At 53.7% G+C, this 14,444-nt stretch carries 9 protein-coding genes; 7 read left to right on the plus strand and 2 right to left on the minus strand.

The window, feature by feature from the left end; genetic code table 11:
* Positions 1-119: 119 nt before the first annotated feature.
* The 4 genes from MKX70_RS09720 (at position 120) to deoC (ending at position 5,613) form a co-directional block, all read left to right on the plus strand.
* A complete protein-coding gene (locus MKX70_RS09720) occupies positions 120-1,196 on the plus strand; it encodes a bifunctional 3-deoxy-7-phosphoheptulonate synthase/chorismate mutase (RefSeq protein ID WP_042239809.1) in 1,077 nt (358 codons plus the stop codon).
* Between the two features lie 198 nt (positions 1,197-1,394).
* Positions 1,395-2,849 (plus strand): SulP family inorganic anion transporter, encoded by a 1,455-nt coding sequence (locus MKX70_RS09725; RefSeq protein ID WP_042239808.1) that lies wholly within the window; start codon positions 1,395-1,397, stop codon positions 2,847-2,849.
* A 201-nt stretch (positions 2,850-3,050) separates the two neighbouring features.
* A complete protein-coding gene (locus MKX70_RS09730; protein ID WP_042239806.1) occupies positions 3,051-4,808 on the plus strand; it encodes a methyl-accepting chemotaxis protein in 1,758 nt (585 codons plus the stop codon).
* Positions 4,809-4,935: 127 nt separating this feature from the next.
* On the plus strand, positions 4,936-5,613 hold the full coding sequence (gene deoC, locus MKX70_RS09735) for a deoxyribose-phosphate aldolase (RefSeq protein WP_042239804.1): 678 nt from the start codon (positions 4,936-4,938) through the stop codon (positions 5,611-5,613).
* Positions 5,614-6,442: 829 nt separating this feature from the next.
* On the opposite strand, the gene MKX70_RS09740 is transcribed toward deoC, so the two are convergent.
* On the minus strand, positions 6,443-7,723 hold the full coding sequence (locus MKX70_RS09740; RefSeq protein WP_081956704.1) for a glycoside hydrolase family 125 protein: 1,281 nt from the start codon (positions 7,721-7,723) through the stop codon (positions 6,443-6,445).
* Between the two features lie 28 nt (positions 7,724-7,751).
* Entirely contained in the window at positions 7,752-10,517 is a 2,766-nt protein-coding gene (locus MKX70_RS09745) for an alpha-mannosidase (RefSeq protein ID WP_340839965.1), read from the minus strand.
* 358 nt (positions 10,518-10,875) lie between these two features.
* Here MKX70_RS09745 and MKX70_RS09750 point away from each other — a divergent pair, with 358 nt between their 5' ends.
* From MKX70_RS09750 to MKX70_RS09760, 3 genes are read left to right on the plus strand one after another with little or no spacing between them, the layout of a single operon-like run.
* Positions 10,876-11,826 carry an ABC transporter permease gene (locus MKX70_RS09750; protein WP_042239798.1) on the plus strand — a complete coding sequence of 317 codons (951 nt, stop codon included), beginning with the start codon at positions 10,876-10,878 and terminating at the stop codon, positions 11,824-11,826.
* A gap of 16 nt (positions 11,827-11,842) precedes the next feature.
* Positions 11,843-12,754 carry a carbohydrate ABC transporter permease gene (locus tag MKX70_RS09755; RefSeq protein WP_042239795.1) on the plus strand — a complete coding sequence of 304 codons (912 nt, stop codon included), beginning with the start codon at positions 11,843-11,845 and terminating at the stop codon, positions 12,752-12,754.
* Positions 12,755-12,792: 38 nt separating this feature from the next.
* Positions 12,793-14,403 (plus strand): extracellular solute-binding protein, encoded by a 1,611-nt coding sequence (locus MKX70_RS09760; protein ID WP_042239793.1) that lies wholly within the window; start codon positions 12,793-12,795, stop codon positions 14,401-14,403.
* Positions 14,404-14,444: the final 41 nt, after the last annotated feature.

Here is a 14,444-nt window from a genome sequence, read left to right on the forward strand (position 1 = left end):
GTCAGCAGGATTCATCTCTAAATAAGGGTGGTACCACGGCTCCTCGTCCCTTGCGACGGGGGGCCTTTTTGCGTTCGTTCATAGGATTAACTATTAACTACAAAAGGGAGTGTCAGGAAATGAGTAATGTGGAATTGGATAAGCTGAGAGCAAGGCTTGATGAAATTAACGGACAACTGCTGGAGCTGATCTCGGAGCGTGCGGGAATCGTGCAGGAAATTGGAGCACTCAAAGAGAAGCAGGGCGTGCCGAAGTTCGATCCTGAACGCGAGAAAGCCATGCTGGATAAGCTGGTCGCAAGCAACAAGGGACCGTTCACCAGCGGCACGATCCGTACCCTGTTCAAGCAGATTTTCTCTGCTTCACTGGATCTGCAAAGCACGGAGCATAAGAAATCCCTGCTGGTAGCCCGCAAAAATCACGCTGAAGATACAGTAATTACCCTTCCGGGTAATGTAACCGTCGGCGGATTATCTTCGCTGATGGTTGCCGGACCCTGCTCGGTGGAGAGTGAGCTGCAGACCCGTACAGTTGCCGCTGCCCTGCAGAAGGCAGGCGTGAAGGTAATGCGCGGCGGAGCCTTCAAGCCCCGTACCTCCCCGTATGATTTCCAGGGACTCGGGATGGATGGCCTGAGAATTCTGCGTGAAGCGGCGAATGAATACGGGCTTCTGACCATCAGTGAAATTGTAGACCCTCGTCATATTGAGGAGGCTCTTGATTATGTCGATGTTATTCAGGTCGGTGCACGGAATATGCATAACTTCGAACTGCTCAAAGCGGTAGGGGAAGTGAACAAGCCGGTATTGCTGAAGCGCGGTTTGTCGGCGACACTGGACGAATTCGTCCATGCGGCAGAATACATTATGTCCCGGGGTAACATGGAGATCATACTGATTGAACGCGGCATCCGTACCTATGAGAAAGCGACCCGCAATACGCTGGATATTTCGGCAGTACCGATTCTCAAGCAGGAATGCCATCTGCCGGTGCTGGTCGATGTGACCCATTCCACCGGACGCAAGGATATCCTGATCCCATGTGCCAAAGCCGCACTTGCCGCCGGAGCCGACGGCATCATGGTGGAAGTGCATCCCGATCCGGCAACCGCCTTATCGGATGCGGCGCAGCAGCTTAATATTGAAGAGTTCAACACCTTCTTCAATGAAGTGAAAGCCTCCGGACTGTACCGTTAATCTAAATATCTAGAATTTATACGGAAATAGAAGAATTAATGAGAATGACGCTGTAATTAGCGCTTACAAGAATAGTTTGCACTTTTGTGGAGGTTAAGGAGGGTCAGGTACAATAACAAGTATTGGCGTTGCACCTGACCCAGGCTCTATGGTTAGAGCCTATAACCTTATAACAAGACACAGGAGGAGCAGCACAATTTGAAGCAGTTAAGCTTATACAACAACGGTTGGTTCTCCAACACACGGAGCGACATTCTGTCGGGTATGACCGTGGCGATTGCCTTAATCCCTGAAGCGATTGCTTTCTCCATCCTCGCCGGTGTAAGCCCGATGGTTGGATTGTACGCATCTTTCTGTATTGCTATTGTGACGGCATTTGCCGGCGGAAGACCGGGCATGATCTCCGCGGCAACCGGGGCGATGGCACTATTGGTCGGCAGCCTGGTGATTTCACACGGAATTGAGTACCTGTTCGCGGCTACCGTACTGGCGGGAATCTTTCAGATTCTAATGGGGATGCTGAAGCTTGGCAGATTCATCACGTTCCTGCCGCAGCCGGTAATGACCGGCTTCGTCAACGCATTAGCCATTCTTATTTTCATGGCCCAGCTTGTGCATTTTGAAGGACAGGGCTGGATGATGTATGCACTGGTGGCACTTACACTGATTATCATTTATACGGTTCCGCGGATCACGAAGGCTGTCCCTTCGGCACTTGTAGCGATTATCGCAGTTTCCATACTCAGTATTGTTCTTAATCTGGATGTGAGGACCGTAGGCGATATGGGCACCATTACTTCGGCTCTGCCGGTGTTCCATCTGCCGGATCTTCCCTTCACGCTGGATACACTGCTGATCATTCTGCCCTATTCACTATCGCTAGCTGTTGTCGGATTGCTGGAATCCCTGATGACCGCAACGCTGATTGATGATATTACCGGCACCGGCAGTAACAAGAACCGGGAAGCGAAGGGACAAGGCCTGGCCAATATCGTTACCGGCTTCTTCGGCGGGATGGCAGGCTGTGCAATGATCGGCCAGTCGATGGTTAATATGAAATCGGGCGGACGTACACGGCTGTCTACTTTTGTATCGGGGATCTTTCTTTTGTTCCTGATTCTCGTTCTGGGCGATGTGGTTAAGCAGATTCCGATGGGCGCCTTGGTCGGTGTTATGATCATGGTCTGCATCAGCACCTTCGAGTGGGGTTCGTTGAAGACATTAGCCAAGGTGCCGCTCAGCGACGCACTGGTCATGATCGTTACGGTAGTTACTGTGGTAGTGACAGATAATCTGTCGATCGGTGTACTGTTCGGTGTTCTGCTGAGCGCTTTGTCTTTTGCCTGGAAAATGGCTTCAATAAAGCTCAGTGTCCATACGGCAGCATCTGTAACTACCTACAAAGTATCCGGCCAGCTGTTCTTCGGTACAACCAGTCATTTCGTGCATGAATTTATGTATGAGAGTGATCCGCAGCAGGTGATTATCGACTTCTCCCATTCTCATGTGTGGGATCAGTCGGCGGTGGGGGCTATTGCCAAAACGCTGGACAAATACGCGGCACTCGGCAAAAAGGTAACGATTACCGGATTAAATGAAGAAAGTGCCCGGCTGGTGAAGCGGATCGGCCTGAGCTTGTCGGGCGGGCATTGAAGGGTAAATGTATTGAGGCTGTCTTTGGAGCTGTTTATGGCTTCAAAGGCGGTCTCTTTTTATGTAGTATCTTTTGCGGCAGGAAAAAGGATTTTCGAAAAAGTTGTCGAAATTTTCCGGTAGAGGGACATTTGTCATTGCATGTTCAGGAATGACCCTACTTTAACAACGCAATTGCCGTGCGCGAAAGGGAAGGCCTTCATGTTTTCTTTTATCCGAACAAGACTTATTGCTCGTATCCTCTGCATCATGACTGTAGTCATTCTATGTATCACAGCAGGGAACATTGCCATTCAGCGGGCGAACACCGGAACAGCGGTGAAAGGGACGATCAGCAGTTACAACATGAGTATTGCCAGCCATTATGTTACGCAGATGGATGCCGGCCGTTACAGCGAATTCCTGGCCGATCCCCGGGAATCGGACCTGTATTGGTCGCTCCGCAATGAACTGGATCAGTTCCGGGTGTCGATCGGTGCCCGTTATGTATACTTTGTCAGGATCGATGAAGCTAATCAGCCGCAGCTGATGATTGACGGCAGACCGGAGGGGGACCCGCTGGCTTCACAGATTAATGAAAGTACAGATATGCCGGCGGTTGCAGTTCAGGCGGTCCTTGCCGGAGAGAATGCGAGTACGCCGCTGATCATGAATCCTCAATATGGGGATTATATCTCGGCATTTGTGCCGGTGAAAGGGGCTGACGGGACTCTGATCGGGGCGCTGGGCATTGATACCGATGTCGCTGTCCTTAGCAGCCTGACCCGTGATGTCCTGATCCAAAGTCTGCCTCTCTATGGTATTATTCTCGCCTTATCCCTGGCCGCTTTGGCGGTGCTGGCCTGGTTTGTGTCCCGGTCCTTGCGTCCTCTGGGGACGATCACGGAGAGTGCGGGCACCATGGCCAGGGGCGACTTGGCTGAGGCCGCGCGGATTCTGAATGGCCGTCCGGTCAAGTCCCGGGATGAGATTGGAACGGCTTATCTGGCGATGCTTCAGATGTCAGGAGATTTGAATTCCAGAGTGAGAGGGATGGTGTCTGGTGTGTCCACGGCATCCGATTCTCTCTACGGCTCCTCCGAGACATTCGCCAGGAATGCCGATGATGTGCTGAAGATGAGTGAGGCTGTCAATGGGAGAATAGGCGACATCTACGCCGGTGCCCATTCACAGACGGAAGGGGCGCAGAGCAGCGCTATGGCAATGGATGAGATGGCGCAGGGCATTTCACGTATTTCGGCCGCTTCGGCCGCTGTCTCCGAATTCGCGGTCAAGGCTCTGGATATGGTGGAGTCCTCCCAGAACGCCATGAACTACACAAATCAGCAGATGAAGTCGATTTCCGTATCTACCAGCGATACTCTGGATATCGTGCTGTTGCTGCAAGGCTATACGAATGAAATTGAGGGGGCGCTGGCTTCGATCAGGCAGTTCGCCGATCAGACGAAGCTGCTTGCGCTGAATGCCTCGATTGAGGCAGCGCGCGCGGGAGAACACGGGCGGGGCTTCACTGTCGTAGCCGGAGAGGTACGCAAGCTGGCAGAGGGCTCTGCGGCTTCTGTCGAGCGGGTAGCCGATTTACTGATTCATATCGGCAATGCCTCGGCAAGCATCGGTACGCAAATGACGGACGCTTCCCATGAAGTCAGTGAAGGTGTGCGGATGTCTGCTGAAGCAGAAGCTGCGCTGCTGGAAGCCTCGGCCGCTTTTCGTGAGGTGGCCGGACAGATCATCGATGTCTCCGCGACGGCAGAGCAGCTGTCTGCAGGCTCGGAGGAGGTTGCTGCAACGGTGGGCAGCATGGCCTCCATTGCCGGAGGTGTCTCGGAGCAGACAAGGCAGATCCGTGAGCTTACAGGTCTTCAACTGGAGAAGATCAAAGAAGTGTACGAGGCTTCGATGATGATCAGCGCGAACACGGGCGACTTGCGGGAGGCTATCCGGCAGGTGAAGGTATAGGCGGCGATTCGAGTGTTGATCGGGCGCAGTAGCAGGTGCTCGCTCTCCGGCTTTCCAAAGTGTTCGACTATTGGTATGATTACAAGGAATGCGAACATCTACTACCGATTACATGGAGGAATTAATAATGAGTGAAACTACAATATCCGGGATTATTGATCATACGCTGCTGAAGGCGGATGCCCGTAAAGACGATATTATCAAGCTGGCTGAGGAAGCCAAAGCATACAAATTCGCTTCGGTCTGTGTGAACCCGGCCTGGGTGTCCACGGCCTATGCCGTGCTGAAGGATACGCCGGAAGTAAAAGTATGTACAGTAATCGGGTTCCCGCTGGGATCGTCCACACCGGAAACCAAAGCCTTTGAAACCACCGATGCGATTGCTAACGGTGCTGGCGAAGTAGATATGGTTATTAATATCGGCGCATTGAAAGACGGCAATGACGAGCTGGTGAAACGTGATATCGCCGCAGTGGTTGAAGCTGCCCGCGGTAAAGCACTAACCAAAGTCATCATTGAAACCTGCCTGCTGTCCGATGGAGAGAAGGTCCGCGCCTGTAAGCTCGCTGTAGAAGCGGGAGCCGACTTTGTGAAGACTTCGACCGGCTTCTCCACGGGAGGCGCAACGAAGGAAGATATCGCACTCATGCGGGCGACTGTCGGCCCTGATATCGGCGTTAAGGCATCCGGCGGTGTGCGCAGTGCGGAAGATGCCCTCGTAATGGTCGGAGCAGGCGCTACCCGGATCGGGACAAGCGGCGGCGTAGCCATTGCCAAAGGTGAACAAAGTCAGAGCAGCTACTAAATAGAATAAGAAACGCTCTACATACGGCAGCGCCCTCCTTGATTTCAAGGGGCGCTGCCGTTTTTGTACAAATATAATTCGGAAAGAGATACATCCCTCAGAGTCCGCCGAAAGCGGGGGGGATGAGGGAATGGGGAGCACAAGTACATCTGAATTCACCGGATGCGTAAATCATTGGACCCGGTGAGTGAAGCGGACTGAGAAGTCGTTATTTCGCCCAAAAAACCATAAATAAGGATGAGACGGACTGAGAATCGCTTATATCGTTCATTTGAGGCCAAAATGACGGATATCCGGATGCTTAACGGAATCTCAGTCCGATCGTCCTACCATTTCATCAGATTTGCCAACATAACGGAATCTCAGTCCACCTTACGGGCAGAGGCGTCAGGAAGAATCCGCCAAGTTCCAATTACGGAAATGCTCCAATGATAGGCTCCAGCCTGAATCACCCCTCGGGGTGATTTTGTTCAGGGAATAGCGAGTACGGGTAAAATGAGGGGGGCGAAGTACCCGGCAGGCGGAACTGAGGAGCACTAGTGCACCTGAATTAGCTGAAAGTAGCCGATAGGCGTGAATGAGGCGCATTAGCCGTTAGTGCACCAGGTTTCACCAGCTCCGTGCCTTGCTCCCACTGCATTTTCATCTCAACAAACCGGCAGCAGCCCCCTTGAATTCAAGGAGGCTGCTGCCGGTTCTGCGAAGCAAATACATTAGTGGTCTGGCAGATCAGCTAAGTATGAGAAATGGATCTCCGGAAGTCGGCTGTACAGAAGCCTACCCGCCTACCCGCCTCTCATAAAAGGACGGCAAAGCCGATTCATCTTTCCTAGAACAGCCCTTTATCCATCGCTTTGCCGATCAGCGTGGCGAACAGGCTATTGGACCAGGCGAACCACTCGCGGGAGAAGTCGGCTGGATCATCCGGGTGGAAGCCTTCGTGCATGTAGCCGGTATCCGCATCAGTGCGGATCAGCATGTCGATCAGCTCCTTGATCTCCTCATCGTTGTCTGCCGTCAGCGCCTGCATGGACAGTGCCATGTGCCACACATAACCGCCCGGCGTATGCGGACTGCCAATGCCCTTGGCGTGCTTGCCCTCGAAGTAGAAGGGATTGTCGAAGCTGAGGGCGAAACGGCGTGTGTTCTGATAAATCTCATCCTCTACGCCAACATAACCAATATAAGGAATGGACATCAGTCCAGGTGTGCCCGCATCGTCCATCAGGGAATAATTGCCGAATCCGTCCGTTTCATAGGCGTAGATTCTGCCGTATTTTGGGTGAGTCACGATTCCGTAGGTACGGATGCCGAAGTCGATCTCCTTGCGCAGCTTCGCCGCCCGTGCCGCCAGTCTTTCGTCCATGTAGACCTCGCTTGCAATCTCGCGGATATAACCCAGAATGACTACGGCGAACATATTGGAGGGAATGTTGTAGCCGAATTCGCAGCTGTCATCGCTTGGCCGGAAGCCGGACCAGCTCATGCCGGTATAGTTGACAGGCATGCCGCGTCCGTTATTGTGCAAAGTTTCCGTATCCTGAAGCGTCTGCCGGATGAAATGGTATGGCGACTTCTCCCCGTGATATTGCTCGGTTTCGATAACATTCACAATGGAGGTCAGCGCCTGGTAGCAGGCAGCATCGAAGATATCGCGCTGCTCTGCTTCCTTCCAGTACATATACGCCAGCTGTACAACGAAGCAGAGGGAGTCCAGCTCATACTTGCGCTCCCACATCCACGGATTCAGATTGCAGTCGTCCGTATCCCGGTAATGCTTGTCGCTGGCCGTTTCGTTGAAGGCGTTGGTGTACGGATCAATATTGACATAGAACATCTGGCGGGCGATCAGGCCGCGGAGAATGCGCTGCAATTCCGGATCGTTTTTGGCAAAAGGAATGTAGTGGCGCACCTGCTCCGTCGAATCGCGCAGCCACATGGCCGGAATATCTCCGGTGAACACGAAGGTGGTGCCGTCCTCCAGCAGCTTGGTGGTCGTCTCCAGCGTATTCGGGAAGCAATTGCGGAACAATTGCTGCAGTTTCGGGTGATGCTTGAGCCGTTCGTCGGCCTCATTCAGATAGGTGGTAATGGAAGCTGGCAGGTTCATCGTTAATTCCTCCTCAGGCATAGTGAATTTAGGGTTGTACCGTTTGCAGGGCATAAGTTACAATTTGGGCTTTGCCGGCGGTGCTGCGCAGAATTCCTTCATCTAATATGGCTGTCTGTTTCCGCCGCTCCAGAATATCACTGGCATGTACAGCCTCTACGGGAAAATGCGGCACGAGCGCAAAATCCTGCTCCTGATGCGCCAGATTGTACCACCGCAGGATAATATCCTCATGTTCTTCCGACAGCTTGAAGGCGGAGAGGGCCATTGTGCGGCCCTGCCACTCCAGCGGCTGATACTCGGCAGGCAGGGAGCCCTGCTGCCAGCCGGTCTGTACAGTGAACCAAGGCACCTGATACTGGTAGGCCCAGGCGAAGGCCTCCGGCCACCCGGCATCTCCGGCATAAGGGCGAACCGCGAATTGAGCGGTCTGCTCACCCAGGCACTGGGCTTCCGGCGTAGGGAACACGCCCCAGTCCCCCAGCTCCGACACACTGCGTAGCAGGGTTACGGCAATGGTATTGCTTCCGTCACGCAGGACCTCGTATTCGTTCAGCCCTTTGTTGGCGACCACAAGACCCGCGCTGCCGTCCGACACACTGACGTAAGCCTGCTGGTGCTGGGCATTGCTCGGATTGATCCAGTCGGCAGCCGGTTCAATGGCGCGCTCCGCCGCTTCGAAGATGGAATCCGCCAAGAGTGTGGAGGCGGCAAGATCCGTAGGGAAGAGGACGCGCAGCCTGTGGTCCTTGGCCTGGTTATTGAACGTGGCAGAGACCTGAATGCCGGTCCCATTAGCCTCCAGACTGATCCGGGTTACGATCCGCAGCGGGACCTGGGCTGAAGAGCGTCCCGCCTTGCGCTGGCGGAACGGAACCATCCGGCGCTTCTCCTCCTCGAAGGAGGCATCGGCGGAAGCCGGAACGGTCCATTCATGCACGATTTCATAGGTGATGCGGTAAGGCTCGTGCTCGGCAAGCGTGATGCGGGCGTCCAGTCCCTTGGTAGTCAGAGCAGCATCGCCCTCCGGCTGGCGGAACACATACTCATTTCCGATATCCCCGTAATTCTCGTAAACCCCTAGTCCGGCGAAGACTTTGCCGGTGTGCTTGTCCTTCACATCATACGAGCCGTCTTCCCGGATCTGGATGGCCAGGAATCCGTTCTCCATCCCCGTCTCGGTGAGCCTAAGCGGGCTGGCAGCAGCCCCGGCAGCTCCAGCGGATGCGCTACCCGGTGACTCCACCCAGGCATAAGTGGTATAGCCAAGCGGCGGAATCTGCACAGCTTCGAAGGTCAGCCGGACCATACGCGCCATATAAGGCTTGCGGAACTGATCGTCCGGCAGCTCATAGCCGAACCGGGTGCCGAGATCCTCGGCCTTGCAGGCCAGGACCCGTCCGTCCGCACCCAGCAGCCGCCCGCGCGCAAGCTCAAGCGGTAACTGATCCAGCGCTTCGGCAATCGCCGCAGGATTCGGGCCTCCCTTGAAGTACCGTTTGGCTACCGCTACCTCCACACTAACCGTACCACTGCGTTCCCAGCCGGTTGTATTGAAGACCGTCACGGGAATGGCAGATTCTCCCCAGGCGGCTACGCCCATAGTTCCAATCTGACCGGAGATCGCCTTCAGGCTCTCCTCCATAATAGCCTCGCCGACATGCCTGCTCTTCTCGAAGCGTGTAACCATCTCGCGGTGAACCTCATCCACGCTACAGCCGCAGATGCTGTCATGCGGATGATTCTGCATCAGCGTCTTCCAGGCGTAGGTCAGCAGGGCGTGGGGATAAGCCTGCCCGCTGAGCAGATAAGCCAGGGCAGCCAGCGGCTCGGCGCCCTTCTCCAGCAGGGTCTGGCCCTGATGATTCAGCTGCTTCAGATAGACGCGGGCGGAAGCGGTGTTCACCAGCGTCCCCCAGCCGTCCGTATGCTGGCTGCGCAGCTCTCCGTGTACGGTGACCAGATCTTCAGGCAGCGAAGGACCCAGCGCCTCCAAGTACTGCTCGAAGCTGGAATGGACGAAATCCGTGTCCGGGTAGAGCTTCCTCGCGGTCTCCAGCGCATCGGCGAGATCACGCTGTACCGGCTGATGATCACAGCCGTTCATGAACAGCAGCTCGGGGGTGGAGGCATATTTGCCGGCATCGGCGATTTTTTTGTCCCAGAAGGCCTTGGCTTCACCCGCATCTACCGGCACCTCGTTGCCGTTGCTGTACCAGTTCGCAAACAGCAGCCCCAGCACGCTTGAGCCGTCGGGTGATTCCCAGAACATCTCGGAGTAAGGCGATTCATAGCTTGAGCTGTTCAACTCGCCGACCATATTGTCGAAGCCCGTCGGCTTCACTCCGCGCCCGAACACCGCAGTCTCAATGTCTGCCTGCCGGAGCAGCTGCGGGGCTTGTCCCATATTGCCGAAGGAATCCGGGAAATAACCCAGCTTGGAGATGACGCCATATTTGGCCGCGTCCTGATGGCCGATCAGCAGATTGCGGACATTGGCCTCCGAGCTGGTCAGGAATTCATCCTGGAGCACATACCAGGGGCCGATGACAATACGGCCTTCGAGGATGAATCTCTCCAGCTGCTCTCTTTTCTCCGGATGAATCTGAAGATAGTCTTCAATAATAATGGTCTGTCCGTCCAGGTGGAAATAACGGTAGCGTTCATCCTTCTCCAGAGTTTCCAGGAGCTCATTCATCAGCTTCGCCAGCAGAACGTGGTGACGCTCGTAAGGCATGTACCATTCCCGGTCCCAGTGGGTGTGGGAGATCAGGTGTGCGGTTGTACGGGTCATGACAGTAACCTCCTATATCATCAGTCGGATATTTAGTCTTGGCATTCGTAGCAAATGTTTGCATACCTGCCCGGGGATCACAATATGTAACTTTTGCAGGGGGGAGAGAGGTTCATAATTCACATATTTGCGGCAGCAGGCTAACCGTGGGCAACTACAGCAGGCAATTCCGGAAAGTCCTGCAGCGGCGCGGTTTTACACTCCCTTAACATGACAATGCACATCCTACATATTTACGATGTCAGCTTAGTTTCACTACACTTGGTGTTGTAAGCGTTAGCAGGAAGGTGATTAGCGAGAATGCGAAGCGGCTGCATGATTTAATGTCATGAAAACTAACATAGAGAGGAGTGGGAGAATGAAGGGGAGTAATGCTGAAGTATCCGGAAGTCCTTCATTGAAGAACAAGTCCCTTGGCAAAAGAATCTGGCAAAATTGGGAGCTCTATCTGTTCATGCTTCCCGCATTACTGTATTTCCTCGTTTTTCATTACGGTCCGATGTACGGTATTCAGATTGCGTTTAAGAATTTCGTACCCTCGAAGGGAATTACGGGCAGCGAATGGGTAGGCTTTGACCATTTTGAACGGTTCTTCAATTCCTATTTCTTCTGGGATCTGCTCTGGAACACATTCAGTATCAGCTTCTATGAACTGGCCATCGGGTTTCCGCTGCCGATCATTCTGGCGCTGGCCTTCAATGAGGTCCGCAACGGCCCGTTCAAAAAATCAGTCCAGACGGTAACCTATGCGCCGCATTTCATTTCCGTCGTTGTTATGGCAGGGATGATTATTACCTTCCTGTCGCCCTCCAGCGGAATGATTGTCCGGGCCATCGAATTCCTGGGCTTCGAGCCTGCGCAGTTTCTGACCGATCCGGCCTGGTTCAAGACCGTGTATGTCTTCTCGGGCGTCTGGCAGAGCACCGGGTGGGGAACGATTATTTATCTCGCGGCTCTGTCAGGCGTAGATCCCCAGCTGCATGAAGCGGCCATTGTGGATGGAGCAAGCCGGATCAAACGGGTGCTGCATATCAACCTGCCGACGATTATCCCCACGATTACGATCATGCTGATCCTGAATATGGGGAATATTCTGGGCCTTGGCTTCGAGAAAATTCTGCTGCTGCAGAATTCGCTCAATATGGAAGCTTCCGATGTCATATCCACTTATGTATACCGCGCCGGGCTAGTGAACGCCCAATACAGCTTCTCTACGGCTGTCGGATTGTTCAACTCGGTGGTCAACGTAATTCTGCTGGTTACCGTCAACCGGATTGCCAAACGCACCAGTGAGAACAGTCTCTGGTAGAAAGGAGTTGAAGTCTTTGGTTACTGCTATGAAAGAGTCAAGGGGAGACAAGCTGTTTCTGATCAGCACCTATATTTATCTGTGCCTTGCCCTGCTGGTTGTTCTCTATCCGCTGGTCTATATTCTCAGCGCTTCGATCAGTTCGCCGCAGGATGTCAATTCGGGAGCCATGTGGCTGTTCCCGAAGAACGTGACACTGGACGGCTACAAGCTTGTTTTTGAGAACCCTAAGATATGGAATGGTTACTTGAATACCATTATTTACACGGTGGCGGGCACCCTGCTCAATCTCGCGGTTACGCTGCCGGCCTCCTATGCGCTCAGCAGATCTGACTTTGTCGGACGCCAGCTGTTTATGGGTATCATTCTGTTCACGATGTTCTTCAGCGGCGGACTCGTGCCGACGTATCTGCTGGTCAAGAACCTGGGCCTCATCAACAGTATGGGCGCATTGATTCTGCCGGTGGCCGCTTCGGTCTGGAACATCGTCGTAGCCCGCACCTTTTTCCAGACGACCATCCCGAAGGAATTGCAGGAGGCGGCGCACATTGACGGCTCTACGAACCTGGGGCTGTTCATCCGTATTATTTTGCCGCTGTCCGCACCGATTATTGCCGTTATGGCCCTGTTCTACGGGGTAGGCCACTGGAACAGCTATTTCCCGTCCCTGATCTATTTGAATGATGAAGCCAAGTATCCGCTGCAGATGGTGCTGCGCCAGATCCTTGTCCTTCAGGAAATGTCGGCCGAAACCACGGGCGCTGCGATCAACGGCGAGGTGGCGATCGCCATGAATAATAAGGCAGAAACGGCATCGCTGATCAAATATGGAGTTATTGTCGTCTCTACGCTACCCATCGTGGCTGTCTATCCGTTCCTGCAGCGTTATTTTGTTCAAGGCGTCATGATTGGCTCAGTTAAAGGCTAAGCGGTTAAAATGTAATGAACATAAGGGAGGAATTATCAATGCAAACCACACGTAAACCATGGAAGCTTCTGCTGTCTTCGGCTATGATCCTGACGTTGCTGGCAGGCTGCGGCAATTCAAACGAAGGGGCCAAGAATAACAGCAGCGGCGAAGTTACTGTGAACAAGGAAGGCTTTCCGATTGTGAATCAGCCCGTAACACTGACGCTCACAGCGCCGGATGTAGGAATTCAGAACTGGGAGAATATGGCGGTGCTCCAGCAGATGCAGGAGATGTCCGGCATTACTATGGAATATAAGAACGCGCCGAAGGACAGCTTCGAGACGAAGAAGAACCTGGTGTTTGCCAGCGGGGATTACCCGGATATCTTCTACGCAGCGGGTCTGACGACTGCAGAACAGATGAATTATGGAGAGCAGGGTATCCTGATCCCTCTGGAGGACCTGATCGAAGAGTATGCCCCGAACTTCAAAGCGCTGCTGGAGGAGTACCCGGATGTCCGCAAATCGATCACAGCCCCGGACGGGCATATCTATTCCTTGCCGGTGGTGGAATTCAGCCAGCACTGGTACCGCAACCCGATGTGGTATAACGGGGATTTCCTGAAGGCGCTCAATATTGACAAGCTTCCCGAAACAACAGAGGAGCTGTATACCTATCTGAAGCGTGTGAAGGAGGAAGATCCGAACGGCAATGGCATTGCTGATGAACTTCCGATTTCCTCAGTTACGACAGCCGCTGCGAACCTCCGCGATATCCGTACCTGGCTGCTGGGAGCCTTCGGAATCTATGAGGAGGAAATTTATGTAGACGATGCGGATAAGGTGCATTATACACCGCTGGAAGAAGGCTACAAGGAGTATCTGACTTATATGAACCGCCTGTGGTCCGAGGAGCTGCTGGATCATGAGAGCTTCTCGCAGACAGCGGAGCAGAAGAAGGCCAAAGCGCAGAACAACCGCGTCGCTCTCTTCTCCGACTGGCATGCTTATATGACCAAGGGCGGAGAGCCTTCGACGTCTGATCCGATGTTTGCGCCAGTCCGCAGCGAATCGGTGGATGCGCCGGCGATTGCCAAGAACAGAGGGATTACAACCGGCGCTTTTGCCATTACGAACAGCAATCCGGAGCCGGAGGCCTCACTGCGCTGGGTAGATTATCTCTACTCCTATGAAGGTGCCTTGTACTTCAATAAAGGGCCGGAGGGTGTTCTCTGGGAATACACCGACAAAGACAACCGGGTCAAGCAATACCTGCCTGTACCAGACGGCAAGGAAATGGAAGATTACCGGGCCACGCTGACGCCTAACTACGGTATTCCTGCGCCAACTCTGTCCATGGATGATATCAACAAGGGACTGAAGACAGACTTTGACCTCTGGGTAGAACAGGAGACCAAGCAGAAGCTACTGGATAAAGGCGCACGGATTCCGTTCCCGGCCCTGTTCCTCACCGTGGAAGAACAGACCGAGATCAGCAGCCTGAATTCGGATCTGAGCACGTATGTGAAGCAGATGGAAGCGAAGTTCATTACCGGAGCCGAGCCGCTTACGGGGTGGGATAATTATGTGGCGACGGTTAAGAAAATGGGCGGAGAGCGTGTAGCCGAGATCAACCAGGCTGCTTATGACCGCTGGAAAACCAACTAAATTTCATCCGCTGTTGTGCCGCTAAAGAGCGGTATGAATGT

The organism is Paenibacillus sp. FSL R7-0312, assembly GCF_038004445.1.
Taxonomy (GTDB): Bacteria; Bacillota; Bacilli; order Paenibacillales; family Paenibacillaceae; genus Paenibacillus_AQ.

What these genes read in the sequence shown, in the direction of transcription:
- MKX70_RS09760 (WP_042239793.1), top strand. Translation starts at nt 12,793, where the DNA reads ATGCAAACCACACGTAAACCATGGAAGCTTCTGCTGTCTTCGGCTATG.
- MKX70_RS09740 (WP_081956704.1), bottom strand. Translation starts at nt 7,723, where the DNA reads ATGAACCTGCCAGCTTCCATTACCACCTATCTGAATGAGGCCGACGAA.
- MKX70_RS09750 (WP_042239798.1), top strand. Translation starts at nt 10,876, where the DNA reads ATGAAGGGGAGTAATGCTGAAGTATCCGGAAGTCCTTCATTGAAGAAC.
- MKX70_RS09730 (WP_042239806.1), top strand. Translation starts at nt 3,051, where the DNA reads ATGTTTTCTTTTATCCGAACAAGACTTATTGCTCGTATCCTCTGCATC.
- MKX70_RS09720 (WP_042239809.1), top strand. Translation starts at nt 120, where the DNA reads ATGAGTAATGTGGAATTGGATAAGCTGAGAGCAAGGCTTGATGAAATT.
- MKX70_RS09745 (WP_340839965.1), bottom strand. Translation starts at nt 10,517, where the DNA reads ATGACCCGTACAACCGCACACCTGATCTCCCACACCCACTGGGACCGG.
- deoC (WP_042239804.1), top strand. Translation starts at nt 4,936, where the DNA reads ATGAGTGAAACTACAATATCCGGGATTATTGATCATACGCTGCTGAAG.